The sequence below is a fragment of the Microbacterium sp. Bi98 genome (assembly GCF_918698045.1).
Taxonomy (GTDB): Bacteria; Actinomycetota; Actinomycetes; order Actinomycetales; family Microbacteriaceae; genus Microbacterium.
This window is the reverse complement of the sequence record NZ_CAKKLK010000015.1, coordinates 35,606-57,897: the sequence shown is the minus strand read 5'-3', so window position 1 is coordinate 57,897 and position 22,292 is coordinate 35,606. Positions and strand designations below refer to the sequence as shown.

Here is a 22,292-nt window from a genome sequence, read left to right as displayed (position 1 = left end):
TATCCATGCGCGTGCCGAGCGCGGTGCCTCTCCGATGGCGGGCGAGGCTGCCGTGGCTACTATGGCCCGATGACCATCGAACGCAACTGGGCCGGCAACCTCACCTATCGCGCATCCGCGATCGAGCACCCGAGCTCGATCGATGAGCTGCAGGGATTGCTCGCCCGGGGCGGGGCCGTGCGCTTCCTCGGGTCGCGGCACTGCTTCAACGACATCGCCGACACCGACGGGGTGCTCATCGCGCTCGACCGGCTGCCCGTCTTGTTCGAGGTCGCCGACGCCCGTGACGCCGTGCGCGTGTCGGGCGGGCTGCGCTACGGGGACCTCGCCCCGCTGCTCGATGCCGAGGGGCTCGCGCTCGCGAACCTCGCCTCGCTGCCGCACATCTCGATCGCGGGAGCCGTCGCGACCGGAACGCACGGCTCGGGCGACGCGACGGGATCGCTGGCCTCCGCCGTGCGCGCGCTGACGATCATCACGCCGGCAGGGGAGATCCGCTCGCTCGCTCGCGGAGACGACGACTTCGACGGCGCGGTCGTCAGCCTCGGAGCCCTCGGAGCGGTCGTCGACGTGACGCTCGATGTCGAGCCCGCCTACGAGGTCGCCCAGCACGTGTTCGAGCATCCGTCGTGGGATGCGATCCTCGCCGACTTCGACGAGGTGACGAGCATCGGAACGAGCGTCAGCATCTTCTCGCGGTGGGAGCACACCGACGTCGCCGACCAGATCTGGGTCAAGCAGCGACAGCCCGAGGCGCGCGAGAACACCCGCGCCGATCTCTTCGACCGACTCGGAGCGGAGCCTGCGACAGCGAAGCGGCATCCGATCATCGGCGTCGACCCGGTGGCCTGCACCGAGCAGCTCGGAGTGCCGGGGCCGTGGTTCGAGCGTCTCGCGCACTTCAAGCTCGAGTTCACGCCGTCGGCGGGCGCCGAGATCCAGAGCGAGTACCTGGTGCCCCGCGCCGATGCGGTCGCCGCGATCCAGGCGGTCCGCACGCTCGCCGGCCAGATCGCGCCGCTGCTGCTCGTGAACGAGATCCGCACGGTCGCCCCCGACTACCTCTGGCTGAGCTCATCGCAGGGTACGGATGCCGTCGGCATCCACTTCACCTGGAAGCCCGACGAGGCGGCCGTTCGCGAGTTCCTGCCCACGCTCGAGGCGGCACTGCCCGAGACCGCCCGCCCGCACTGGGGAAAGGTGTTCACGCTCGATGCCGCCGAGGTGCGCTCTCGCTACTCGCGCTGGGATGACTTCGCCGCGCTCGCGGCGCGGTTCGACCCGGAGCGCCGACTGGTGAACCCCTACCTGGAGCGCCTGGGCCTCTAGCGCCTGCCGCTGCCGCGGGATCCATTGCACCACCGGGCTTGTTCTCGGTAACATTCTCCGAGGCTCGGCCGACGGAGGTGTGCATGGCGAACGTCGGTTCAGACAAGCCCAACATCCGTCAGGTGGCGACCATCGCGGGCGTCTCGCACATGACGGTCTCGCGTGTTCTCAACGATCACCCGAACATCAAGCCCGACACGAAACGCCGCGTGCTCGAGGCGATCGAGGAGCTCGACTACCGCCCGAACCTCGTCGCGCGGGCTCTCGCCACGCAGCGCACCCGCCGGATCGGCGTGATCGTCGAGAGCGCGGTGGCGCACGGTCCGACCAGCATCCTGCGAGCGGTCGAGCTCTCCGCACGTGCCACCGGATACTCCGTCACGCCGATCGCTCTGCACGAGGGTGACCCGCTGTCTCCGCAGGAGGCGGTCGACAATCTCGTGACCCAGGGAGTCGATGCGCTCTGCGTCATCGCGCCCCGCTCGTCGTCCGTGGCGGCGCTGCGCCGCATCGCCATCACCGTGCCGATGCTGGTCGTCAAGGCAGACGCCGACCCGACGTTCCTCACCGTGTCGATCGACCAGCATGCGGGCACGACATCCGTGGTCGACCACCTCGTCGCACTCGGCCACCGCGACATCCTGCACCTCTCGGGTCCGCTCGACTGGCTCGACGCGAGGGCTCGGGAGCGGGCCTTCCATTCGCGGGCCAAGTCGTGGGGCATCCGCGAACGGCCCATCGTCGTCGGCGACTGGTCGGCCGACTTCGCCTACGACTTCGCGAAGGGGCTCACGCGGCTGCCCGACTACACGGCGATCTTCGCCGCGAACGACGACATGGCGATGGGGCTGATCCACGGTCTGCACGACCGGGGCTTCGAGGTGCCGCGGGATCTCAGCGTGGTCGGCTTCGACGACATCCCGCTGGCGCGGCACTTCATCCCGCCGCTCACGACGGTGCGCCAGGACTTCGGGGCGCTGGGCGTCGCGGTGGTCGAGATGCTGCGCGCGGCGATCGAAGGGCGGGACATCCCCACGCTCACCCGGATCCCGACCGAGCTCGTCGCCCGCGGCTCGTCGGCCGCACCTCGGGAGGTGCGATGACCTCCGACCGTGGTCCCGCGCCGGTCGTGCGGCTTGCGGGCATCACGGTCGAGTTCCCCGGCGTGCGCGCGCTCGATGACGTCGACTTCCGGCTGTTCCCCGGCGAGGTGCATGCCGTCATGGGCGAGAACGCCGCCGGCAAGTCCACCCTGGTCGCGGTGATCACCGGCACCCTCGCGCCGGAGGAGGGCACGGTCCTCGTCGACGGCGAGCCCCGTCGGTTCTCGGGGGTCGCCGACAGTCGAGCGGCGGGGATCGCGACGGTGTTCCAGGAGACCCAGCTGAGCCCGAATCTCAGTGTCGCGGAGAACGTGATGCTCGGGCGGGAGCGCCGAGGACGGTTCGGCATCGACTGGCGGAGGACGAGAGCGGATGCCGCGGAGGCGCTGGCCAGACTCGGGCTCGACGGCCTCGATCCGAAGACGCCGCTCTCTCTGCTCACGCCTGCGCAGAAGCAGCTCGTCGCACTCGCGCGCGCGGTCGTCGACGAGCCGAGGGTGCTCGTCCTCGATGAGCCCACCTCCAGCCTCGACGTCGCCGAGGTCGCGACCCTGATGCGCGTCATCCGCGGTCTGCGGCAGCGGGGGGTCGCGATCCTGTTCATCTCGCACTTCCTCGAGCAGGCGTTCGCGATCAGCGACCGCATGACCGTGCTGCGCAACGGGCGGCGCGTGGGGGAGTATGCGACGCGAGACCTCGACCGGGCCGACCTGATCTCGAAGATGCTCGGCAAGGACATCGACAGCCTCCGAGCGCTCGGCTCTGAGCGCAAGGCCCACCACTACGCGTACGACGGAGAGCCCGCGATGCAGGCGTCCGGTGTGGGGCGACGCGGTGAGCTCGAGCAGATGGATGTCGAGATCCAACGCGGAGAGATCGTGGGCCTCGCGGGGCTGCGGGGTTCCGGGCGCACCGAGCTCGCGTCGCTGCTCAGCGGTTCGGCGCGGGCCGACAGCGGCGAGCTCTGGGTCGACGGCGAACGGGTGCAGCTGCGGAGCCCGTCGGCGGCGCTGCGACACCGGATCGCGCTGTCGGCCGAGAACCGGGGGACGCAGGGCATCATCGGCGAGCTCACGGCGCGCGAGAACATCATCCTGTCGCTGCAGGCGCTGCGCGGGTGGACTCGTCCGCTCTCGCACGCGGAGTCGCGGGGACTCGTCGAGACGTACGTCGAGGCCCTGCATCTGGATCCCGCCGACCTCGACCGCCCGGTCGGCCTGCTCTCGGGGGGAACCCAGCAGAAGGTGCTGCTGGCCCGTGCGCTGGCGGTGCGTCCGCACGTGCTGATCCTCGACGAGCCCACTCGGGGGATCGACATCGCGGCGAAGATCGATGTGCAGAGACGCATCAGCCAGCTGGCCGGTGACGGAGTGGCCGTGGTCTTCATCTCGTCCGAACTCGAAGAGGTGGTGCGGCTGAGTGATCGCATCATCGTGCTGAAGGACCGCGAGAAGATCGGCGAGCTCAGCAACGGTCCTGGTGTCACGGTCGACACCGTGGTCGAGATGATCGCCGCTGAGCTCAGCCACAGCGTTGAGCTGTGATCGGTAACAAGATCTTTTCCTTCATGCATCGTTGATTTTCGTTCGACCTCTTGTGTTCCAGAAATTGTTCCCGGTAACATCACCGCAGGACATGCGATGCAGGTGTCCTGCAATCACGATCGGACCATGACTGGTCCACCACCGCCGGAGTGACCACCGGCATCTCAACGAGGAGAAGAAATGTCCGCGAAGAAGCGCATTCGCATCGCGTTCGGCCTGGCAGCAGTCGGCGCACTCACCATCGGCCTTGCGGCCTGCTCGACCGGCGACTCGGGCGACGGGGGTGGCGACGGCGACGACGTCACCACGGTCGGCTTCGTGGCCGTCGGTCCCGAGGGCGCATGGCGCGAGGCCAACGAGCAGAACATCCAGGACACCTTCACGGAGGAAGCCGGATACGACCTCAAGTACGCACCCGCCACCAACCTCGACCAGAAGTCGCAGATCGACGCGTTCACGTCGTTCGTCGACGAGGGCGTCGATGTGATCCTGCTCTCGGCCACCGAGGCCTCGGGCTGGGAGGACTCGCTCAAGCGCGCACAGGAGGCGGAGATCCCCGTCATCCTGCTCGACCGCGGCATCGAGCCCGACGACGACAGCCTGTACGTCACCCGCATCGCTCCCGACAACGTCGAGGTCGCGAAGGAGGTCGGCACCTGGGCTGCGGCGACGTTCCCCGACGGAGGCAACTACGTCGTGCTCGAGGGGCCGGCCGGCGTCGGCGTCGTGAACGAGCGCAACACCGGCTTCGACGAGGGCCTCGGCGACTCGTCGCTCACCAAGCTCGACGCGCAGACGGCGAACTGGTCGGCGGAAGAGGGCAAGAGCGTCTTCGAGACGATGCTCAAGTCCTCGAACAACGACATCCAGCTCGTGTTCGCACAGAACGACGAGATGGGTCTCGGCGCTGCGCAGGCCGCTGAGGAAGCCGGCCTGGTGGTGGGCGAGGACGTCAAGATCGCCACGATCGACGGCACGAAGAACGCCATGCAGGCGCTCGCCGACGGCCAGCTCAGCTACGTGCACGAGTACAACCCGCTCTTCGGCGAGACGGCCCTCGAGGTCGTCGAGAAGGCTCTCGCGGGTGAAGACGTCGACTCGTACATCGTCGTCCCCAGCGAGGCGTTCGATTCCGCAGAGGCGGCACAGGCCGTGCTCGCCGACCGCAAGTACTGACCCCGCCGCCGGAGCGATCAGCCAGTGAGCCCGGGCGGTGCCGCAACAGCCGCACCGCCCGGGCTCTTCCGGAGGAGGAGACACCGATGAACGAAGCACTGCCCATCGTCGAGATGCGTGGGATCTCGATCGAGTTCCCTGGCGTGAAAGCCCTCGACAAGGTCGATTTCCGGCTGTTCCAGGGCGAGGTCCACGCGCTCATGGGCGAGAACGGCGCGGGCAAGTCGACCCTGATCAAAGCCCTGACCGGCGTCTACCGGATCGACTCCGGGTCGATCGTCGTCGCCGGGCAGGAGCGCAGCTTCGGCGGCGCCGGCGACGCGCAGGATGCCGGGATCTCGACGGTGTACCAGGAGGTCAACCTCGCCCCCAACCTCTCGATCGGCGAGAACGTGATGCTCGGTCATGAGACGCGAGGTGTGTTCGGCATCAACTGGACGGCCACCCACCGCGCTGCGACCGACGCCCTCTCCCGACTCGGCCTGGGGCACCTCGACACCCGCCGGCCGCTCTCGACCCTCTCGATCGCGCTGCAGCAGCTCGTCGCCATCAGCCGCGCGATGGCGATCAAGGCCAAGGTGCTCATCCTCGACGAGCCGACCTCCAGCCTCGACGCCGCCGAGGTCGAGGGCCTCTTCACCGTGATCCGGGCACTGCGAGACCAGGGGGTCGCGATCCTCTTCGTCTCGCACTTCCTCGATCAGGTCTACGCGATCAGCGACCGCCTGACGGTGCTGCGCAACGGCCTGTACGAGGGTGAGTACCTCACCCGGGACCTCGACCGCCACGCTCTCATCTCGAAGATGATCGGCAAGGACCTCGATGCGCTCAAGTCGCTCGGAGGCAACCGCCGCCGCGCGCCGCGCGAGGCCGATGAGAAGCCGCTGCTCGCGGCATCCGGAATCGCACGACGCGGAGCGGTCGAGGCGACCGACCTCGACATCCGCCCCGGCGAGGTCATCGGCTTCGCCGGGCTGCTCGGCTCCGGGCGCACCGAGCTCGCCCGACTGCTCTACGGCGCCGACCGCACCGACGAAGGCACGATCGAGCTGCATGGACGCCGGGTCGACCTCAAGTCGCCCGCCGATGCGCTGCCTCGTCGGATCGCCTTCTCGACCGAGAACCGCCGCGACGAGGGGATCATCGGAGACCTGACCGTGCGCGAGAACATCATCCTCGCCGTGCAGGCGGAGCGCGGATGGGCGCGTCCCATGAGCCGCAAGGAACAGGATGCGATCGTCGACCGCTACATCGCGCAGTTCAACGTCCGTCCGGCCGACCCCGACCGGATGATCAAGAACCTCTCCGGCGGCAACCAGCAGAAGGTGCTGCTCGGCCGCTGGCTCGCCACGCAGCCCGAGCTGCTGATCCTCGATGAGCCGACCCGCGGCATCGACGTGGGTGCGAAGGCCGAGATCCAGGAGGCGGTGGCCGAGCTCGCCGAAGACGGCGTCGCCGTGGTGTTCATCTCTTCCGAGCTCGAAGAGGTCGTGCGCCTCTCCGAGCGGATCGTCGTGCTGAAGGACCACCGGAAGATCGGCGAGATCCAGAACGGACCGGACGTCACCGCGCAGGTGATCGTCGATGTGATCGCCGCTCACGGAGTCGAGGCCGCTGCCGAGACGCTCGACGACACCGACGGCGCCGTGCCCGATAGCATCGCCCCCACGACCGACAAGGAGGCAGCGCGATGACCGCGTCAGCCGGCACCACCATCTGGCGGGACCTGATCCACAAGCCGTTCTTCTGGGGCATCGTCGCGATCTTCGCGCTGCTCGCCCTGAACGTGATCAAGGACCCGACGTACCTCGCGCTCTCGATCAACCCCAACAACGGCAACCTCGTCGGCAACCTCATCGACATCCTGCGCCAGGCGGCGCCGATCATGATGATCGCGATCGGGATGTCGCTCGTGATCGCCACCGGTGGCATCGACCTCTCGGTCGGATCTCTGATGGCCGTCGCCGGAGCGGTCTCGATGGAGTTCCTCAGCGCCGCAGGCGACTCCTTCGGCGCAGCGCTCGCCGCGGTAGGACTCGCGCTGGTCATCACCGGCATCCTGGGGGCGGTCAACGGCGTCCTCGTCGCCTATGTCGGCCTGCAGCCCTTCATCGCCACGCTCGTGCTCATGCTCGCCGGCCGAGGCATCGCCAAGGTGATCACCGGCGGGCAGAACACGACGGCATCCAACGATGCGTTCCGGTGGATCGCGAACGGCTTCGTGATCGGCATCCCCGTGGTGTTCATCCTCGCGGTGCTGATCGTGATCGCCGTCGGCTGGGTGGTGAGGCGCAGCGCGCTGGGCCTGATGATCGAGGCGATCGGCATCAACCCCCGGGCCAGCCGCATGGCGGGTATCAAGCCGAAGGGACTGCTGCTCACGGCCTACATCATGAGCGGCATCCTCGCCGGGATCGCGGGCATCATGTCGGTCGGCAGCGTCATGACCGTCGACATCTCCCGCACCGGCTACCAGCTCGAGCTCGACGCGATCCTCGCGGTCGTCATCGGCGGCGCATCGCTGGCGGGTGGCAAGTTCTCACTCAGCGGCGCCTTCGTCGGCGCGTTGCTCATCGCGACCCTCGACAAGACCGTGCTGTATCTCGGCGTCTCGTCGTCGGCGACCCCGGCGTTCAAGGCCATCGTGATCGTCGTGCTGTGTCTGCTGCAGTCGCAGCGCGTGCGCAGCTGGTTCCGGACGCGACGCAGAGCCCGCCCGGTCGAACAGATCATCGCGAAAGAAGAGGTGTCCGCATGAGCGTCATGACCGCCCCTCCGGCCCCTCGGGCGACGGAGAGCGTCGCCGACCGTCTGCGACGCATGATCACGGCGAACCCCTCGGTGCTGCCGACGATCGCCTCGGTGGTCATCTTCGTCGGCATGGTGATCTTCGGCGAGGTGGCCTACGGCCGCATCCTGCAGTTCAACACGCTGTCGAACCTGCTCATCAACAATGCGCACCTCATCGTGCTCGCGGTCGCGCTGACCTTCGTGATCCTCACGGGCGGCATCGACCTCTCGGTGGGATCGATCATCGCGGTCTCGTCGGTCGCCGGTGTGATGCTCTCGAACGCCGGCTGGAACGCCTTCGCCGTGATCGTCGCGATGATCGGCATCGGCGTGCTCTTCGGCATCGTCTCGGGAGTGCTGATCCGGTACTTCGACGTGCAGCCCTTCATCGCGACACTGGCGATGATGTTCCTCGGTCGGGGCCTCGCCTCGCTGCTCAGCACCAAGCCCGAGCGGCTGGGTGAGGAGTCGCCGATCCGCTGGATCGGCACCCAGCTGAAGATCATCGACGGCCCGAAGGTCAACGACCTCGTGATCACCCCCGCCGTGCTCATCGCGGTGATCGTCGTGGCCGCCGCGTTCTTCGTTCTGCACCGCACGCGCACCGGCCGCACCGTGTACGCGATCGGAGGATCGGAGAGCTCGGCGCTGCTCATGGGTCTGCCCGTGCAGCGCACCAAGGTGCTCGTCTACGTGATCAGCGGCGGTCTCGCCGGTCTCGCGGCGGTGCTCTACACCGCACGACTCGGCACCGCTCAGAACATCACCGGCATCGGGTGGGAGCTCGACGCGATCGCCGCGGCAGTGATCGGCGGCACCGTGTTGACAGGGGCTTACGGATACGTGCTCGGCTCGGTCGTCGGTGCGCTGGTGCTCGGTCTGATGAACGTGCTCATCACGCGTGACGGAGGCATCCCGCCCGAGATGACGACGATCATCACGGGCGGCATCCTGCTCGTGTTCGTGCTGCTGCAGCGGGCGGTCACCCGAAAACGGGAGTAGCTTCCGCTCCATCGCCTGAATGGCCCCATCTCGCACCGAGGTGGGGCCATTCGCATGTCTGAGCACCCTGAAGGTCCCATCTCGGAACACCGGTATTCGAGCTGCGGATGTCGGTGACGTCCTCATATGAAGACGTAACGTTGTCGTTCGTGACCGATGGCGTGCGATGACGGATGTGGAGACCGACGAGCTGCGCGCCTTCGCGACGAAGGCCGCCAGTCTGCGGGGCGACTTCGGCTCGGCGGTGGTCGCGCAGTCGTCGGGGCTGGGCGCACGCTCGATCACCGCGGCGGTGGCGCGATTCGGCGACGCATGGACGACGGCACTGGGGCGCCGTCTCGCGGACGTCGACATGGTGGCGGAGAACCTGCGGCAGACCGCCGAGGTGTTCGACCGGGGCGATGAGGCGTCGAGCAGCGAACTCGACCAGATGATCTGGGCCGAGAGCGACTACTGATGTCCGAGCTGGGGACGACGAACGACCCGGTCGCGCTGATACCGGGCTCGTATGCCGCGGCGCATACGGTCGCGTCCGCGTGGCGGTCTCGGTCCGAGGCCGCCACTGCCCTTCGGGACGGGTTGCGGGGCCTCGAGGTCGATTCCGCGTGGACGGGGTACCCGTATGAGAAGTACCTCGAGCGGGCGGAATACGTGCGGTCGTCATGGCAGAGGTGCGGCGAGTACTTGATGAGTGGCGCCGCCGCTCTGTCGGCCTATGGCGATGCTCTGCGATGGGCGCAGGACGAAGCCGCACGCGCCATCGACCTGTGGGAGCAGGCCGAAGCAGCGACGATCGCCTCACGCCAGGAGCACCAGGTGAAGGTGCGTGAGCTGGAACGCGACCTTCACCTGCGACACGTCGAACTCGACGTCCCGTTCGTCGACGGCGGCGCGGACCTGCGCGCACAGGCGGTCGACGTCTTGACGAACGCACAGGGTGTGCTGGATCGCTACGCCGTCGACGCTGCCAACGCCATCCACGCAGCGGCGGATGCCGCGCCCCTGCAGACGCCGAAGCAGGCCGAAGGCGCGACGAACTGGGCAGTCGTCCGGGCGATCGGCTCGATCATGTTCGAGACCGCCGTACTCAACCCGGCGATCGAGCAACTGAACTTCATCGCCTCGATGGGCAACGCGCTCATCAACCACCCCGACATCCTCCTCGAACTCCTCGGCGGAGTCGCGCTCGTGGTCGGTGGCGGCACGATGATCGGCGGCGGAGGTGCCCTCGCGATCACCGGAGTTGGAGGCGTCCCCGGTGCCGGCCTCGCCTGGGCCGGCGTGGGTGTCGCGGGCGCAGGCCTCGCCGCTGCCGGGCACGCCGGGACGCGATGGATGAACGAGGCGACCGGGGATGATGCGGTCCGCATCGTGGAGCGCCCGCCACCCCACCCTGAACACGGGGGCCGTGACATCAAGGGCCACTGGAACGGCGACGGGCAACGCCCTTGGGTCGATACCGAGAAGATCGGGTTGGATCGAGTCGCTGACAGACGCAGCGTCGAGGTCATCCACGATAAAGTTCGTGCGACCATCGACGGGTACCGTCACAAGCCCGACGCGACGTCAGATCAACACCGCTACTACGACGGCCTCTACGAGAATGCCGATGGGACCTACACCGGCATCGAGGTCAAGGGCGGCACCGGCAGCCGCGACGCAGCCCAAAAGGGATTCGACAGCACGGTCAGTCCCGAACGCCCCGCGACCGCCACCCTCAACGGCAAGACGATACAGATCACCCGAGTGGTCCTGGAGACTGTGAAATGAGTACACCTACGCATATCGACCAGATCAATGGTGAGAGCCGTGGCCCTTTCGTCGACTACGTCCGCCCGTACCCGGAGCAACTGCGGGCGTCACTGAAGGGCATGAACGGATCCACGTTCTGGTCCTACAGTCTGTGGCGTGCGCCCGAAGGTGCGGACCTCCTCGAGGACATGCCGTTCAGTGAGGAGTACATGCAGTGTGCGGGAACCGCTGAGGCGCTGGCGCTGGAGGTGCGCCGCATCGAGGCCGACGGCACTCCCCGCCAGTACGCGATCGGCAAGCCCGGCGGCGACCGCACAGGCGAGCCCACCGAGGTGATCCACTACGACGACGGTCGCCACAGCACCACGGTCTACCCGCACGAGGTCTTCACCGCCGACGAGGCGGCGGTCATCTTCTACACGTACTTCCTCACCGACGACGTGTCTCAGCCCTACGAGCTCCGCGATCTGCACCTGAGCTGGCCGAAACCTGAATCCGAAGAGGGCGCCGGCTGATGCGCATCCGCGTCGAGCACGAACCGCTCGCCCAGTCGATCGCGACGCTGGCCGACACCGCGCAGCAGATCCGAGCGCTCCTCGACGACCTGGACGCCGAAGCAACCGGGCTGAGGCACCTGTGGACCGGGGCCGCCCAAGATGCCTACTCCCGCGCTCACCGCGAATGGAACGAGTGTGCCGGCGACATGCAGACCGCTCTCACCAGCGCCGCCACCGCGGCCGCCCGCGCGCAAGCACGCACTCGCGAGGCCGAGGCTCACGTCGCCGACCTCTGGAGCTGACTCACACCGTCGGAATCCAGACCCGCATGGTCGACGGACCGCGCCGCGCCCAGTCGTGATAGGCGATCAAGGGGGCGTCGACCGTCTCGCCGGTCGAGCGGTGGCGCACCGGCAGCACCACGTGACCGTCGCGCTCGACGGGCTCCCCGGCCGCGACCGCGTCGCCGATGTCGCCGCCGAGGTCGATCGACTCGAGTGCCAGCACCTCGGGGCCGCGTTCGATCGCGACGCTGCCGCGCACGGCATCCACCATCGGATGCGGTGATGTGGTCCTCGCCACGATCGGCAGAGTGAGTTCGACGATGTCGCCGGCGCGGAACGCACGAGCGACTTCGACCGCACCCGGAGGTGCAGGCAGCTCCGTGACCTCATTCCCGCTGTGCACACGCACCGTTGCTCCCGACGCCCACGACGGCACTCGCAGCGTCAGTGTGAACTCGGCATCCTCGGTGATCGTGACGCGAACATCGCCCTTCGCCGGGTAGTCCGTCGAGACATCGAACGCGACGATCCGGCCGTCCGGCAGTGTCGTGCGCACGGTCGACGGTGCGTACTGATGCAGCTGCACGCCGTCATCATCGGCCGTCGCGACATACGCGGAGAGGCTCGCGAACGTGCGCGCCACATTCGGCGGGCAGCACGACACCTCGAACCACGGCGCGCGCAGCGATGACGAGGCGCGCGGCGACGTGGCATCCGGATCCGCCGGGATCCCCGGCGTGCGCTGATGCAGGGTGTTGGCGTAGAAGAACGAGCGCCCGTCGTCACCGGGCGAGGTCGCGACGACGTTGAACAGGGTCCGCTCGATCAGGTCGGCGTACTGCGCCTCACCGGTCGCGAGCAGCAGCCGCCACGAGAACATGATCGACCCGATGCCGGCGCAGGTCTCGGAGTAGGCGCGATCCGGCGGCAGCTCCCAGTCGTCGCCGAAGGCCTCGTCCTGATGGTGCGACCCCTGGCCCCCCGTCACATAGGTGCGGCGTTCGACCGTGCGATCCCACTGCGACCGCAGGGAGTCGAGCAGCGAGTCGTCGGAGAGCTCGGCGGCGACGTCGGCTGCGGCGGAGGACAGGTAGTTCGCCCGCACGGAGTGCCCGCGAAGAGCCTCGGCGTCGCGCACCGACACGTCGTCCTGGAAGTAGCTGCGCCCCCACTCGATCTCGCCGAGCGACCCGCGACCGTGCCGCTCGACGAACAGCGCGGCCTGATCGATGTAACGCTGCTCACCGAGCGCTCGGCCGAGCTCGGCAAGCCCCGCCTCGACCTCGGCATGCCCGCAGATCGCGTCCCGGCCGTCGACGCCGAACTCGCGGCAGACGAGATCCGCGGCGCGCCGAGCGATGTCGATCAGACCGTCGTCGGCATCCGGTCTCGTGCGCACGCGGGCGACGGCCGCCTGGAACAGGTGCCCGAGGCAGTACAGCTCGTGCCCCCACTGCAGCGCAGACCAGCGTTCGTCCTGGCCCTCGCGGCCGAACATCGTGTTGAGGTACCCGTCGGGCTCCTGCGCGGCGGCGACCCGGTCGACGACCCGGCGGAATCGCTGCTCGAGGTCGCTGTCGGCTGCGGCATCCGTCCGCCCGATCTCCCACGCCAGCGCCTCGAGGTACTTGTAGATCTCGGAGTCGGCGAACTCGCGTCCCCGACGCCCGTCCGGCAGCGTGCCGGCGGCGGCGAGGTCGAAGTTGGGCAGCCATCCCTCGGACTCGAGTCGCGACTCGATGTGGCTGAGAGTGGCAGTGCCGTTGACGGCCTGGCGGTCGGCCCAGAACCCTCCGGTGATGCGCACCTCGTCGAGGCCGAGCGGGCGCAGACGCCCGTGCGTGGGAACCACCGGGGCGGCCGGTGCAGTGGTGTCGAACATGGTCATCCCTTGAAGGCGCCGGACATGAAGCCGCGCACGTAGTGTCGTTGCAGGATCAGGAAGAGCAGGATGCAGGGGAGCGCCAGCACGACGACTCCCGCCTCGGTGGCGCCGTAGTCGACGACGCCCTGCACCTGTCCGCGGAGGTTCGCCACCGCGAGCGGCAGCGTCATGCGGTTGGTGTCGTTGATGAGGATCAGCGGTGCCATGAAGTCGTTCCAGGCGGTGAGGAACGCGAACAGCCCGACGGTCACGAGCCCGGGCTTGACGGCAGGGAGCAGCACCCGCCACAGGGCGCCCCAGCTCGAGCATCCGTCGACCATCGCCGCCTCGTCCATCTCCCGCGGGATCGACTCGAACGAGATGCGCATCATGAACATCGAGAACGGCAGCTGGAACATCGTGATCACCAGCGCGACGCCGACCAGCGAGTTCTGCAGGCCGACCGCATTGAGGATCACGTAGAGCGGAATGAGCAGGGTCGCATACGGCACCATCAGGATGGCGAGGGTGAGGAGGAACAGTGCGTTCTTGCCGGGGAACGAGAAGCGCGCGAACGCGTATCCGCCCAGCAGCGAGATGAACAGGGTGAGCGCGACGGTGAGCACCGAGACGAAGAGCGAGTTGCCCAGATACACCCAGATGCCGGCCTGGTATTCGCCGAGGGCCGCGTAGTTGCCGAAGCCCCAGCCGTCGGTCTGGCTGGTGCCGGCCATCGGGCTGACCGACGAGACGCCGGTCCAGATGAGCGGATAGAGGAAGATCACGGCCAGCGCGGTCGTGAACACCCAGTACGGGATGCCGAGGACGACGCGAGCGGCCTTCGAGCGATAGCGCGGCGGGGTCGGCTGATGGTTCGGAGCGACGATCGTGCGCGTCAGCGTCTGGGACATGATTCTCAGCTCTCATCCGTGCGGCGGAACGCGCGCAGTTGGAAGACGTTGATGACGATGAGTGCGAGCAGCACGATCACCGAGAGGGCGCCGGCGATGCCGAGGCTGTTCTGCCCCTGGAATGCGACGTTGTAGATGAGCTGCACGACGGTCATGGTGCTGTTGTCGGGGCCGCCCTTGGTGAGGATGTAGAACTGCTCGAACGCGAGCAGCGACCCGGTCACGCACATCACTGTCGTGAGCGCGAAGGTCGGCTTGAGCAGCGGCACGGTGATGTCGCGGAAGGTCTGCCAGCGGTTCGCGCCGTCGATGCGGGCGGCTTCGTAGACGTCATCCGGGATTCCCTGCAGGCCCACCAGCATCAGCAGCATGTAGAAGCCCGCGTATCGCCAGACGATCAGGAAGATGGTCGACCACAGTGCGCCCTCCGGCGTGCCGAGGAACGTGATGCCCCACGACTTCATGAGGTTCGCGAACGGGCCGGCGATGGGGGAGTACAGCACGTAGAAGAGCAGTGACGCGGATGCCAGGCCGAGCGCGCTGGGGATCAGGAAGGCCGTGCGCAGGAACCCCTTCCAGCGGGTGGACTCCTGCACGAGCAGGGCCAGGCCGAGCCCGAGTCCGATCAGGATCACGGTCGTGATGACGGTGTAGAGCAGGGTGAAGCGGATCGAATCCCAGAAGAGGCGGTGCGTGACGGCATCCGCATAGTTCTCCGGGAAGTTGATTCCCTGGTTGCCGCTCAGCAGGGGCCAGTCCGAGGCCGACATCTGCAGCACCAGCACCAGCGGCACGATGAACAGCAGGGCGACGAAGATCGCCGTGGGGGCCGCGTACAGCCAGCCCTGCACCGGGCCGCCGAAGGCGGTGCGCCGTCTGCGGCGATGCAGCGGGAGTGTGGCCTGGGTCATCACGTTCTCTTTCGATGGGGGACTGACGAGGGGGGATGCGGGGGCGACGCGGCGCGCCGCCCCCGCATGATCACTGCGACAGGATCGCCGTGATCTCCTCGTTGTCGGCGGGCACCGAGTCGTCGCCGTTGAGCACGGCGTTGCGCACCAGGGTGAGCCACGGGCTGCCCGGGGCGTTGAACGCCTGCTGGAAGTTCAGGGCCACCGGGGTGTCGCCCTGGGCTGCGACCTCGTTGATCGTCACCAGTCGGGGATCGGCGGCCGCATACTCGTTGTCGGCCAGGTCTCCGCGGGAGACGGCGTTGCCGTCTTTCGCGAGCACCTCGACCTGGGCGTCCTCGGACATCATCCAGTTGAGGAAGTTCCAGGCCTGCGCGGCCTTCTTCGAGTCCTTCGAGATGCCGATGCCGTCGCCGCCGACGAACGTCGAGGCGCCGCCGTCGACACCGGGGATGCCGGCGACTCCCGCGTCGAACTCGAGCGAGGGGAGCAGCGTCGCGGGGAAAGGCATCACGCCGACCTTGCCCTCGCTGAACGCGGCGGTCCAGGTGGGGCCAGCCTCATCGGTCGAGCTCGGGAGAACCGCACCCGCCTCTTCGAGGCCCGCCCACGTGTCGTAGACGGCCTGAGCCGAGTCGCCGTCGAGCAGGGACTCGGTGCCGTCGTCGCTCATGACCTCGTCGCCCGATGCCCAGATGGAGGGGAACCAGGTGAAGACCAGGCATCCGCCGCAGTTGAGGCCGGTCGCGGTGCCGTAGGTGTCCGGCTTGTTCAGCGACTGCACGGCCATGGCCGCTTCGGCGAACTCTTCGAGCGTGGCGGGCGCCTTCTCGGGGTCGAGGCCGGCCTCGGCGAAGAGCTCCTTGTTCCAGAAGAGCATCGAGAGGTCGAGGGCGAACGGCAGCACGTACTCGGCGCCGTCGACGGTGCCGGCCGACAGGTGCCCGGGGTTGATCTCGTCTTTGAAGTCGAGGGCGTCGATCTGCTCGGACATGTCCTGGAACAGGCCCTGCTGCGCCCAGTTCGGCACGTAGACGATGTCGGCGGCGAAGAGGTCGGGCAGGCCGCTCGACCCTGCGGCGGCGCCGACTTTCGCGACGTAGTCGTCGTTGGGCACGACTGTCAGCTCGACCTGGTTCTCGTGGCTGTCGTTGTAGGCGTCGACCAGCAGCTTGGCCTGGCGCTCGATCGGCGCGCGGGTCCACAGTGTCAGGGTCGTGCCGTCGTCGGTGCCTTCGGCGGGGATGGGCTCGTCGGAGGCGGCGTCATCGCCGGCGGGTGCGCAGGCGGCGAGTCCGCCGACGAGCAGGCCGGCCGCGATGACGGCGGCTGCTGCCCGACGTGCGGCGTGGGTGCGAATGGTGTTCATGGGCGGGGGCTCCTCTGGGCTCGTCCTCGAGCGGGTGCGGTGTGGCGCTTCGGCAGTGCAGCGCCGGGAGTGGAGATGAGGGTGAAGATCAGGTTCTTCGAAAGTTACGAAAACCCTTTCGAAAAGGTATAGCGTGGTTTCGGAGGGCGCGTCAACCCTCGTTCCGATAACCTTTCAGCACGAAGGAGTGGGATGACGGATACGACTGGAGCACGAGCTGCGACCCTCAGTGACGTCGCCGCGCGCGCCGGAGTCTCGATCTCGACCGCATCCAAGGCGCTGAACGATCGGGGCGACGTATCGGTCGCCACCCGCGCCAAGGTGCGCGCGATCGCCGAGGAGCTGTCCTTCACCCCCAATGCCATGGCGCGAGGACTCCTCGCCGGGCGCACCGGCACGGTCGGCCTTCTCACCAGCGACCTCGAGGGCCGCTTCATGCTGCCGATCCTCATGGGCGCGGAGGATGCGTTCGGCGCAGGTCGCATCAACGTCTTCCTGTGCGATGCGCGAGGTGACGCGATCCGTGAGCAGCACCACCTGAAGGAGCTGCTGAGCCGCAGGGTCGACGGCATCATCGTCGTCGGCCGTCAGACGGATCCGCGCCCCTCGCTCGGGCAGGAGATCCCCGTGCCCGTGGTCTACGCGTACGCCCCCTCGGATGACCCGCGCGACCTCTCATTGACCCCCGACAACTACGCGGGCGGGCGTCTCGCGATCGAGCACCTGTTGGCCTGCGGACGTCGGCGCATCGCGCACATCTCGGGCGACCCGACCTATGCCGCAGCCCAAGACCGCCTCGCCGGCGCCAGAGCAGCACTCGGCGAGGCGGGGCTCGAACTCGTGGGCGAGCCCATGTTCTCGGAGTGGACCGAGCACTGGGGTCGGGATGCCGCGGCGATGCTGCTGCAGCGGCATCCGGACATCGACGCCGTGTTCTGCGGATCCGACCAGATCGCTCGCGGTGTGCTCGACTCGGCCCGCGATCTCGGCCGCACCGTGCCGGACGACCTCGCGGTGATCGGCTACGACAACTGGGAAGTGCTCGCGACCAACGCCCGGCCCGAGCTCACCAGCATCGACGCGAACCTGCAGCAGCTCGGTCGTCAGGCGGCGCTGCGGGTGTTCGATGCGATCGACGGCATCGACATCGGCGAAGGCGCGCACCACCTGCCGGTGCGGCTCGTGATCCGCGGATCGACCATCGCCCGGCGCTGAGGGGCGCTGCGCGCGCCGGAGTCAGGTCAGGCGTCGTCGCGCCAGGAGTGCTGCGGGTCGAACCCGAGCACGCGGCGGGCCTTGTCGATCGACAGCAGCGTCTCGTTCGGGCCGAACTCGCGGGCGACCGGCACATCGGGGAAGACCTCGGCGAGCAGCTCGGCGTTCGGACGCGTCATCACCGTGTCGGCCGCCGCGATGATGAAGTTGTCGAACCCGGGTGCCGCCACCTCGAGCGCACGCTCCACCGCCTGCGCACCGTCGCGTGCGTCGATGTATCCCCAGAGGTTCCACTTACGGCGCAGCGCATCGGCGTCGAAGTCGGGGAACTCGGCGTAGTCCTCGTGGTTCATCACGTTCGAGAACCGCAGTGCGGTGATCGACAGGTCGGGATGCCAGCGCACGAGCTCCCTCGCCAGCTGCTCCTCGAGGGTCTTCACGAGCGAGTAGACCGACTCGGGGCGGGCGGGGTAGTCCTCGTCGACCGGCACGTAGGGCGGCGGCACGTCGAACGGCAGGCCCAGCACGGTCTCACTCGAGGCGTAGACGACGCGGCGGATGCCGAGGCGCACCGCCGCCCAGAAGACGTTGAACGTGGCGGGCATGTTGTTGTGGAAGGTGGCGACGTCGCTGCGGATGCCGGGCGCCGGGATGGCGCCGAGATGCACCACGGCGTCGATGCCGTCGTGCCGGTCGCCGACGGCCGTGAAAGCATCCACGACCTGGCCGTAATCCGTGAGGTCCACCTGCACGAAGTCAGGGCCGCGGGTGCCTGAGACGTCCATGCCGATGACCTCGTGTCCGTGAGCGCGGAGCTCCCGCGCGACGACGCTGCCGAGCTTGCCCGATGATCCGGTGAGTGCGATGCGCATGTCACCAGAGTGGCACGAAGACGAGGCGCCGGGGCCGCTCGGCATACACTCGTCGGCGTGAGTGACACGAGCAGCGAGCCCCGCCGCACCGTCGGCGTGCGCGACGTCGCCGTGCGCGCAGGGGTGTCTCGGCAGACGGTGTCGCGCGTGCTCAACGACCACCCCGAGGTCGCCGCCGAGACTCGCGAACGGGTGCTTGCCGCGATGACCGAGCTCGGCTACCGCATGAACAACGCGGCCAGAGCGCTGGGCACCCGCCGCTCCCGCACCCTCGGGGTGCTCGCCACCGACGCACTGCACTATGGCCCGTCGCGCAGCATCGCAGCGCTCGAGGCGTCGGCCCGCGAGGTCGGCTACTGGCTGAGTGCGGCCTTCGCGGATGCGGGGGACACGGATGCCGTGGTCGCCGCGGTCGACCACCTCGTCATGCAGGGAGTCGAGGGCATCGTCGTCGTCGCGCCTCACGCCCACACCCTCGACGCGCTCGACTCGGTGCGCATCGGCGTGCCCGTCGTCACCCTGCACGCAGCCGATCGCGGCGCGCGCGGCCTCTCGGTCGATCAGGAGGCCGGGGCTCGACTCGCCGTCGCGGCACTCGCCGACGCCGGGCACACACGCATCGCGCACCTCGCCGGCCCCGCCGACTGGCTCGAGGCCGAGTCCCGCGCTGAGGGGTTCCGGGTCGAGCTCGCCGCACGAGGACTCGCCGCCGGACCGGTCATCGAGGGCGACTGGACCGCCGGCTCGGGCTATGCAGCGGCTCGCGCCGTGCGCGACTCGGGTGTGACAGCGGTATTCGCAGCGAACGACCAGATGGCCCTCGGTCTGCTCGGCGGTCTGCAGGAAGTCGGGCTCTCGGTGCCGGCAGACATCAGTGTGGTCGGGTTCGACGACACTCCGGATGCCGCCTACTACTGGCCGAAGCTCACGACCGTGCGGCAGGACTTCTCGGAATTGGCGCGTCGTGCGGTGGCGGCGGTGCTGGCGGGCAGTGCCGGAGCCGCGGCATCCGACCTCGCGCCGGTGGCACCCGTGCTCGTGACCCGCGATTCGGTGGCGCCGCCGCGCTGAAACGGCGCCAGGGTGTGTGCCGGCGCGCTGCGGGGTCAGTTCTGCCTGTGCGGCGCGATGCGGGGTCAGTTCTGCACGTGAATACGCCGTATCCGATGCGAAAGTGGCCCCGCACGAGACGGGAGATGCGAAAGTGACCCCGCACACGGCGACGCCGAGCGGTCGCCGGTGTCTTGACGGTCCGCCGACCTCCGTGACACACTGCTGTGACCGGTCACAGTGACCACCGCCGACCCCGAGGTATCCGTGAGCAACGAAGCCCCCGTCTTCTCCCCTGAGATCGACGCGTCCATCCAGGCCGTCCGCGAGGATGTCGCCCGTCTGCACGGTGAACTGGTCCGTTACGACCTCATCGTCTGGACCGGCGGCAACGTCTCGGGCCGCGTGCCCGGAGCCGACCTGTTCGTGATCAAGCCGTCGGGCGTCAGCTACGACGACCTCACGCCCGAGAACATGATCCTGTGCGACCTCGACGGCGCCGTGATCCCCGGCACTCCGGGCAGCGACCGCTCTCCCTCGAGCGACACTGCCGCCCACGCCTACGTCTACCGCCACATGCCCGACGTCGGCGGAGTCGTGCACACGCACTCGACGTTCGCCGTCGCGTGGGCAGCCCGTGGCGAAGAGATCCCCTGCGTCATCACGGCCATGGCCGATGAGTTCGGCGGTCCTATCCCGGTCGGTCCCTTCGCGATCATCGGCGACGACTCGATCGGCCGCGGCATCGTGCAGACGCTCACCGGCCACCGCAGCCGCGCGGTGCTCATGCAGAACCACGGTCCCTTCACCATCGGAGTCGACGCGAAGGATGCCGTGAAGGCCGCCGTCATGGTCGAAGACGTGGCCCGCACCGTGCACTACGCCCGTGAGGCCGGCCCGCTGATCCCGATTCCGCAGGAGGCCATCGACAGCCTCTTCACCCGCTACCAGAACGTCTACGGACAGAACTCGGACGCCCGACGATGAGCGACACGACCCGCACGACCGCCCGCGACGACATCCTCGCCGGCCGCACGAGCCTCGGCATCGAGCTCGGCTCCACGCGCATCAAGGCCTGTCTGATCGGATCCGACGCCACCGAGGTGCTCGCGACCGGGTCGTTCTCGTGGGAGAACCGCCTCCAGGACGGCCTCTGGACCTACGCGATCGACGAGGTCTGGAACGGACTGCAGGCGGCATACGCCGGTCTCGTCGCCGACGCGGACGAGCGCCACGGCGTGCGCCCCGAGACGTTCGGCGCGATCGGGATCTCGGCCATGATGCACGGATACCTCGCGTTCGATGCGCAGGGCGAGCTGCTCACGCCGTTCCGCACCTGGCGCAACACCAACACGGGCGCCGCGGCGGCCGAGCTGACCGACCTGCTCGGCGTGAACATCCCCCTGCGCTGGTCGATCGCGCACCTGCACCAGGCGGTGCTCGACGGCGAGGCGCACGTGCCGCAGCTCGACTTCGTCACCACCCTCGCGGGCTATGTGCACACGAGGCTCACGGGCGAGCGCGTTCTCGGTGTCGGCGACGCCTCCGGCATGTTCCCGATCGACTCGGCCACCGGAGACTACGACGAGCGGATGCTGCAGGCCTACGACGCCCTCGCCGCCGACCGTCTTCCCGCCGCAGCCAAGGACCTGCTCCCGACCGTCCTTCCCGCCGGCGCCGCCGCCGGGACGCTCACCGCCGAGGGCGCGGCCCTGCTCGATCCGTCGGGCGCGCTGCCCCCCGGCATCCCGCTCTGCCCGCCCGAGGGCGACGCGGGCACCGGCATGGTCGCGACGAACTCGGTGTCGCCGCGCACCGGCAACGTCTCGGCCGGAACCAGCATCTTCGCGATGGTCGTGCTCGAGCGCCCGCTCGCCGAGGTACACCACGAGCTCGACCTCGTGACGACACCCGCGGGCGACGCCGTCGCGATGGTGCACTGCAACAACGGCGCGAGCGAACTGGCCGCCTGGGCAGGGCTCTTCACCCGTTTCGCCGCCGCCGCGGGGCAGCCGCTGAGCGATGACGCGGTCTTCGACACCCTCTTCCGCGAGGCTCTCGACGGAGAGGCGGATGCCGGCGGCCTGCTGGCCTACAACCACCTCGCGGGCGAGCCGATCGCCGGCCTCACCGAGGGGCGCCCGCTGTTCGTGCGCACCCCCGACAGCGCCTTCACGCTGGCGAACTTCATGCGCTCGCAGCTGTACGGCGTGTTCGGCACGCTCGCGCTGGGGATGCAGGTGCTCGCCGCCGAAGGAGTCGAACTCGACCGCATGTTCGCGCACGGTGGCATGTTCCGCACCGCGGGGGTCGCGCAGCGTTTCCTCGCCGGAGCGCTCGGCGCTCCCGTCGCGGTGGGCGAGCTCGCCTCCGAGGGCGGCGCGTGGGGCATCGCGGTGCTCGCGTCGTACCTCGCGCACTCCGAGACGGCGTCGCTGGGGGAGTACCTCGAGCGCGACGTCTTCGCCTCGGCATCCCTCGCGGTCGCCGACCCCGACCCTGCCGACGTCGCCGGCTTCACCGCCTACCTCGACCGCTACCGCGCGGGCCTCGCGATCGAAGCCGCCGCGACCACCGCTCTCTGACCCCCACGCGCACTCTTCACGCCGACACCGGAACACCC

The 22,292-nt window shown here is 68.6% G+C and carries 20 protein-coding genes; 15 read left to right on the top strand and 5 right to left on the bottom strand.

What is annotated here, in order from left to right; translation table 11 throughout:
- The first annotated feature begins 69 nt into the window (after positions 1-69).
- The 11 genes from LQZ85_RS16575 (at position 70) to LQZ85_RS16525 (ending at position 11,495) form a co-directional block, all read left to right on the top strand.
- A complete protein-coding gene (locus LQZ85_RS16575; protein ID WP_056280578.1) occupies positions 70-1,329 on the top strand; it encodes a D-arabinono-1,4-lactone oxidase in 1,260 nt (419 codons plus the stop codon).
- Positions 1,330-1,412: 83 nt separating this feature from the next.
- Positions 1,413-2,432 (top strand): LacI family DNA-binding transcriptional regulator, encoded by a 1,020-nt coding sequence (locus tag LQZ85_RS16570; protein ID WP_053097905.1) that lies wholly within the window; start codon positions 1,413-1,415, stop codon positions 2,430-2,432.
- Positions 2,429-3,976: a sugar ABC transporter ATP-binding protein gene (locus tag LQZ85_RS16565; RefSeq protein ID WP_056280582.1), complete on the top strand. Its 1,548-nt coding sequence runs from the start codon at positions 2,429-2,431 to the stop codon at positions 3,974-3,976. The genes LQZ85_RS16570 and LQZ85_RS16565 overlap by 4 nt, the downstream gene beginning before the upstream one ends.
- A gap of 180 nt (positions 3,977-4,156) precedes the next feature.
- A complete protein-coding gene (locus LQZ85_RS16560) occupies positions 4,157-5,152 on the top strand; it encodes a substrate-binding domain-containing protein (protein WP_053097901.1) in 996 nt (331 codons plus the stop codon).
- An 86-nt stretch (positions 5,153-5,238) separates the two neighbouring features.
- A complete protein-coding gene (locus tag LQZ85_RS16555; RefSeq protein WP_053097899.1) occupies positions 5,239-6,846 on the top strand; it encodes a sugar ABC transporter ATP-binding protein in 1,608 nt (535 codons plus the stop codon).
- A complete protein-coding gene (locus LQZ85_RS16550; RefSeq protein ID WP_053097897.1) occupies positions 6,843-7,910 on the top strand; it encodes an ABC transporter permease in 1,068 nt (355 codons plus the stop codon). Before LQZ85_RS16555 ends, LQZ85_RS16550 begins: the two co-directional genes overlap by 4 nt.
- Complete coding sequence (locus LQZ85_RS16545) at positions 7,907-8,944, top strand: sugar ABC transporter permease (RefSeq protein ID WP_082297904.1); 1,038 nt, start codon at positions 7,907-7,909, stop codon at positions 8,942-8,944. Before LQZ85_RS16550 ends, LQZ85_RS16545 begins: the two co-directional genes overlap by 4 nt.
- A 166-nt stretch (positions 8,945-9,110) precedes the next feature.
- A complete protein-coding gene (locus LQZ85_RS16540) occupies positions 9,111-9,401 on the top strand; it encodes a type VII secretion target (protein WP_053097891.1) in 291 nt (96 codons plus the stop codon).
- Positions 9,401-10,714: a putative T7SS-secreted protein gene (locus LQZ85_RS16535; RefSeq protein WP_056280585.1), complete on the top strand. Its 1,314-nt coding sequence runs from the start codon at positions 9,401-9,403 to the stop codon at positions 10,712-10,714. Before LQZ85_RS16540 ends, LQZ85_RS16535 begins: the two co-directional genes overlap by 1 nt.
- Positions 10,711-11,211 carry a hypothetical protein gene (locus LQZ85_RS16530; protein ID WP_056280588.1) on the top strand — a complete coding sequence of 167 codons (501 nt, stop codon included), beginning with the start codon at positions 10,711-10,713 and terminating at the stop codon, positions 11,209-11,211. Before LQZ85_RS16535 ends, LQZ85_RS16530 begins: the two co-directional genes overlap by 4 nt.
- Positions 11,211-11,495 carry a WXG100 family type VII secretion target gene (locus LQZ85_RS16525; protein ID WP_056280591.1) on the top strand — a complete coding sequence of 95 codons (285 nt, stop codon included), beginning with the start codon at positions 11,211-11,213 and terminating at the stop codon, positions 11,493-11,495. Before LQZ85_RS16530 ends, LQZ85_RS16525 begins: the two co-directional genes overlap by 1 nt.
- Position 11,496: 1 nt before the next feature.
- Here LQZ85_RS16525 and LQZ85_RS16520 read toward each other — a convergent pair whose 3' ends face one another.
- The 4 genes from LQZ85_RS16520 to LQZ85_RS16505 form a co-directional block, all read right to left on the bottom strand.
- Entirely contained in the window at positions 11,497-13,359 is a 1,863-nt protein-coding gene (locus LQZ85_RS16520; protein WP_056280594.1) for a beta-L-arabinofuranosidase domain-containing protein, read from the bottom strand.
- Positions 13,360-13,361: 2 nt separating this feature from the next.
- Positions 13,362-14,252, bottom strand: a complete 891-nt coding sequence (locus LQZ85_RS16515) for a carbohydrate ABC transporter permease (protein ID WP_082297903.1) — start codon at positions 14,250-14,252, stop codon at positions 13,362-13,364.
- A gap of 5 nt (positions 14,253-14,257) precedes the next feature.
- Positions 14,258-15,163, bottom strand: a complete 906-nt coding sequence (locus tag LQZ85_RS16510; RefSeq protein WP_053097880.1) for a sugar ABC transporter permease — start codon at positions 15,161-15,163, stop codon at positions 14,258-14,260.
- Between the two features lie 70 nt (positions 15,164-15,233).
- On the bottom strand, positions 15,234-16,532 hold the full coding sequence (locus LQZ85_RS16505) for a sugar ABC transporter substrate-binding protein (protein ID WP_056280597.1): 1,299 nt from the start codon (positions 16,530-16,532) through the stop codon (positions 15,234-15,236).
- Between the two features lie 192 nt (positions 16,533-16,724).
- Here LQZ85_RS16505 and LQZ85_RS16500 point away from each other — a divergent pair, with 192 nt between their 5' ends.
- Entirely contained in the window at positions 16,725-17,747 is a 1,023-nt protein-coding gene (locus LQZ85_RS16500) for a LacI family DNA-binding transcriptional regulator (protein WP_053097877.1), read from the top strand.
- A 26-nt stretch (positions 17,748-17,773) separates the two neighbouring features.
- Here LQZ85_RS16500 and LQZ85_RS16495 read toward each other — a convergent pair whose 3' ends face one another.
- The gene (locus LQZ85_RS16495; RefSeq protein ID WP_056280600.1) at positions 17,774-18,619 is read right to left on the bottom strand and encodes an NAD(P)-dependent oxidoreductase; all 846 of its coding nucleotides are present in this window, start codon (positions 18,617-18,619) and stop codon (positions 17,774-17,776) included.
- A gap of 57 nt (positions 18,620-18,676) precedes the next feature.
- On the opposite strand from LQZ85_RS16495, the gene LQZ85_RS16490 reads away from it, so the two are divergent.
- From LQZ85_RS16490 to LQZ85_RS16480, 3 genes are all read left to right on the top strand, one after another.
- A complete protein-coding gene (locus LQZ85_RS16490; protein ID WP_056280603.1) occupies positions 18,677-19,690 on the top strand; it encodes a LacI family DNA-binding transcriptional regulator in 1,014 nt (337 codons plus the stop codon).
- 246 nt (positions 19,691-19,936) lie between these two features.
- Positions 19,937-20,656, top strand: coding sequence for an L-ribulose-5-phosphate 4-epimerase (locus LQZ85_RS16485; RefSeq protein WP_056280604.1), 720 nt, complete (start codon positions 19,937-19,939; stop codon positions 20,654-20,656).
- Positions 20,653-22,254, top strand: coding sequence for an FGGY-family carbohydrate kinase (locus LQZ85_RS16480; RefSeq protein ID WP_056280607.1), 1,602 nt, complete (start codon positions 20,653-20,655; stop codon positions 22,252-22,254). Before LQZ85_RS16485 ends, LQZ85_RS16480 begins: the two co-directional genes overlap by 4 nt.
- The last annotated feature ends 38 nt before the right edge of the window (positions 22,255-22,292 follow it).

Excerpts from the sequence above, each read along its gene's own strand:
- LQZ85_RS16575 (WP_056280578.1), top strand. The coding sequence starts at position 70 with ATGACCATCGAACGCAACTGGGCCGGCAACCTCACCTATCGCGCATCC.
- LQZ85_RS16570 (WP_053097905.1), top strand. The coding sequence starts at position 1,413 with ATGGCGAACGTCGGTTCAGACAAGCCCAACATCCGTCAGGTGGCGACC.
- LQZ85_RS16565 (WP_056280582.1), top strand. The coding sequence starts at position 2,429 with ATGACCTCCGACCGTGGTCCCGCGCCGGTCGTGCGGCTTGCGGGCATC.
- LQZ85_RS16560 (WP_053097901.1), top strand. The coding sequence starts at position 4,157 with ATGTCCGCGAAGAAGCGCATTCGCATCGCGTTCGGCCTGGCAGCAGTC.
- LQZ85_RS16555 (WP_053097899.1), top strand. The coding sequence starts at position 5,239 with ATGAACGAAGCACTGCCCATCGTCGAGATGCGTGGGATCTCGATCGAG.
- LQZ85_RS16550 (WP_053097897.1), top strand. The coding sequence starts at position 6,843 with ATGACCGCGTCAGCCGGCACCACCATCTGGCGGGACCTGATCCACAAG.
- LQZ85_RS16545 (WP_082297904.1), top strand. The coding sequence starts at position 7,907 with ATGAGCGTCATGACCGCCCCTCCGGCCCCTCGGGCGACGGAGAGCGTC.
- LQZ85_RS16540 (WP_053097891.1), top strand. The coding sequence starts at position 9,111 with ATGACGGATGTGGAGACCGACGAGCTGCGCGCCTTCGCGACGAAGGCC.
- LQZ85_RS16535 (WP_056280585.1), top strand. The coding sequence starts at position 9,401 with ATGTCCGAGCTGGGGACGACGAACGACCCGGTCGCGCTGATACCGGGC.
- LQZ85_RS16530 (WP_056280588.1), top strand. The coding sequence starts at position 10,711 with ATGAGTACACCTACGCATATCGACCAGATCAATGGTGAGAGCCGTGGC.
- LQZ85_RS16525 (WP_056280591.1), top strand. The coding sequence starts at position 11,211 with ATGCGCATCCGCGTCGAGCACGAACCGCTCGCCCAGTCGATCGCGACG.
- LQZ85_RS16520 (WP_056280594.1), bottom strand. The coding sequence starts at position 13,359 with ATGTTCGACACCACTGCACCGGCCGCCCCGGTGGTTCCCACGCACGGG.
- LQZ85_RS16515 (WP_082297903.1), bottom strand. The coding sequence starts at position 14,252 with ATGTCCCAGACGCTGACGCGCACGATCGTCGCTCCGAACCATCAGCCG.
- LQZ85_RS16510 (WP_053097880.1), bottom strand. The coding sequence starts at position 15,163 with ATGACCCAGGCCACACTCCCGCTGCATCGCCGCAGACGGCGCACCGCC.
- LQZ85_RS16505 (WP_056280597.1), bottom strand. The coding sequence starts at position 16,532 with ATGAACACCATTCGCACCCACGCCGCACGTCGGGCAGCAGCCGCCGTC.
- LQZ85_RS16500 (WP_053097877.1), top strand. The coding sequence starts at position 16,725 with ATGACGGATACGACTGGAGCACGAGCTGCGACCCTCAGTGACGTCGCC.
- LQZ85_RS16495 (WP_056280600.1), bottom strand. The coding sequence starts at position 18,619 with ATGCGCATCGCACTCACCGGATCATCGGGCAAGCTCGGCAGCGTCGTC.
- LQZ85_RS16480 (WP_056280607.1), top strand. The coding sequence starts at position 20,653 with ATGAGCGACACGACCCGCACGACCGCCCGCGACGACATCCTCGCCGGC.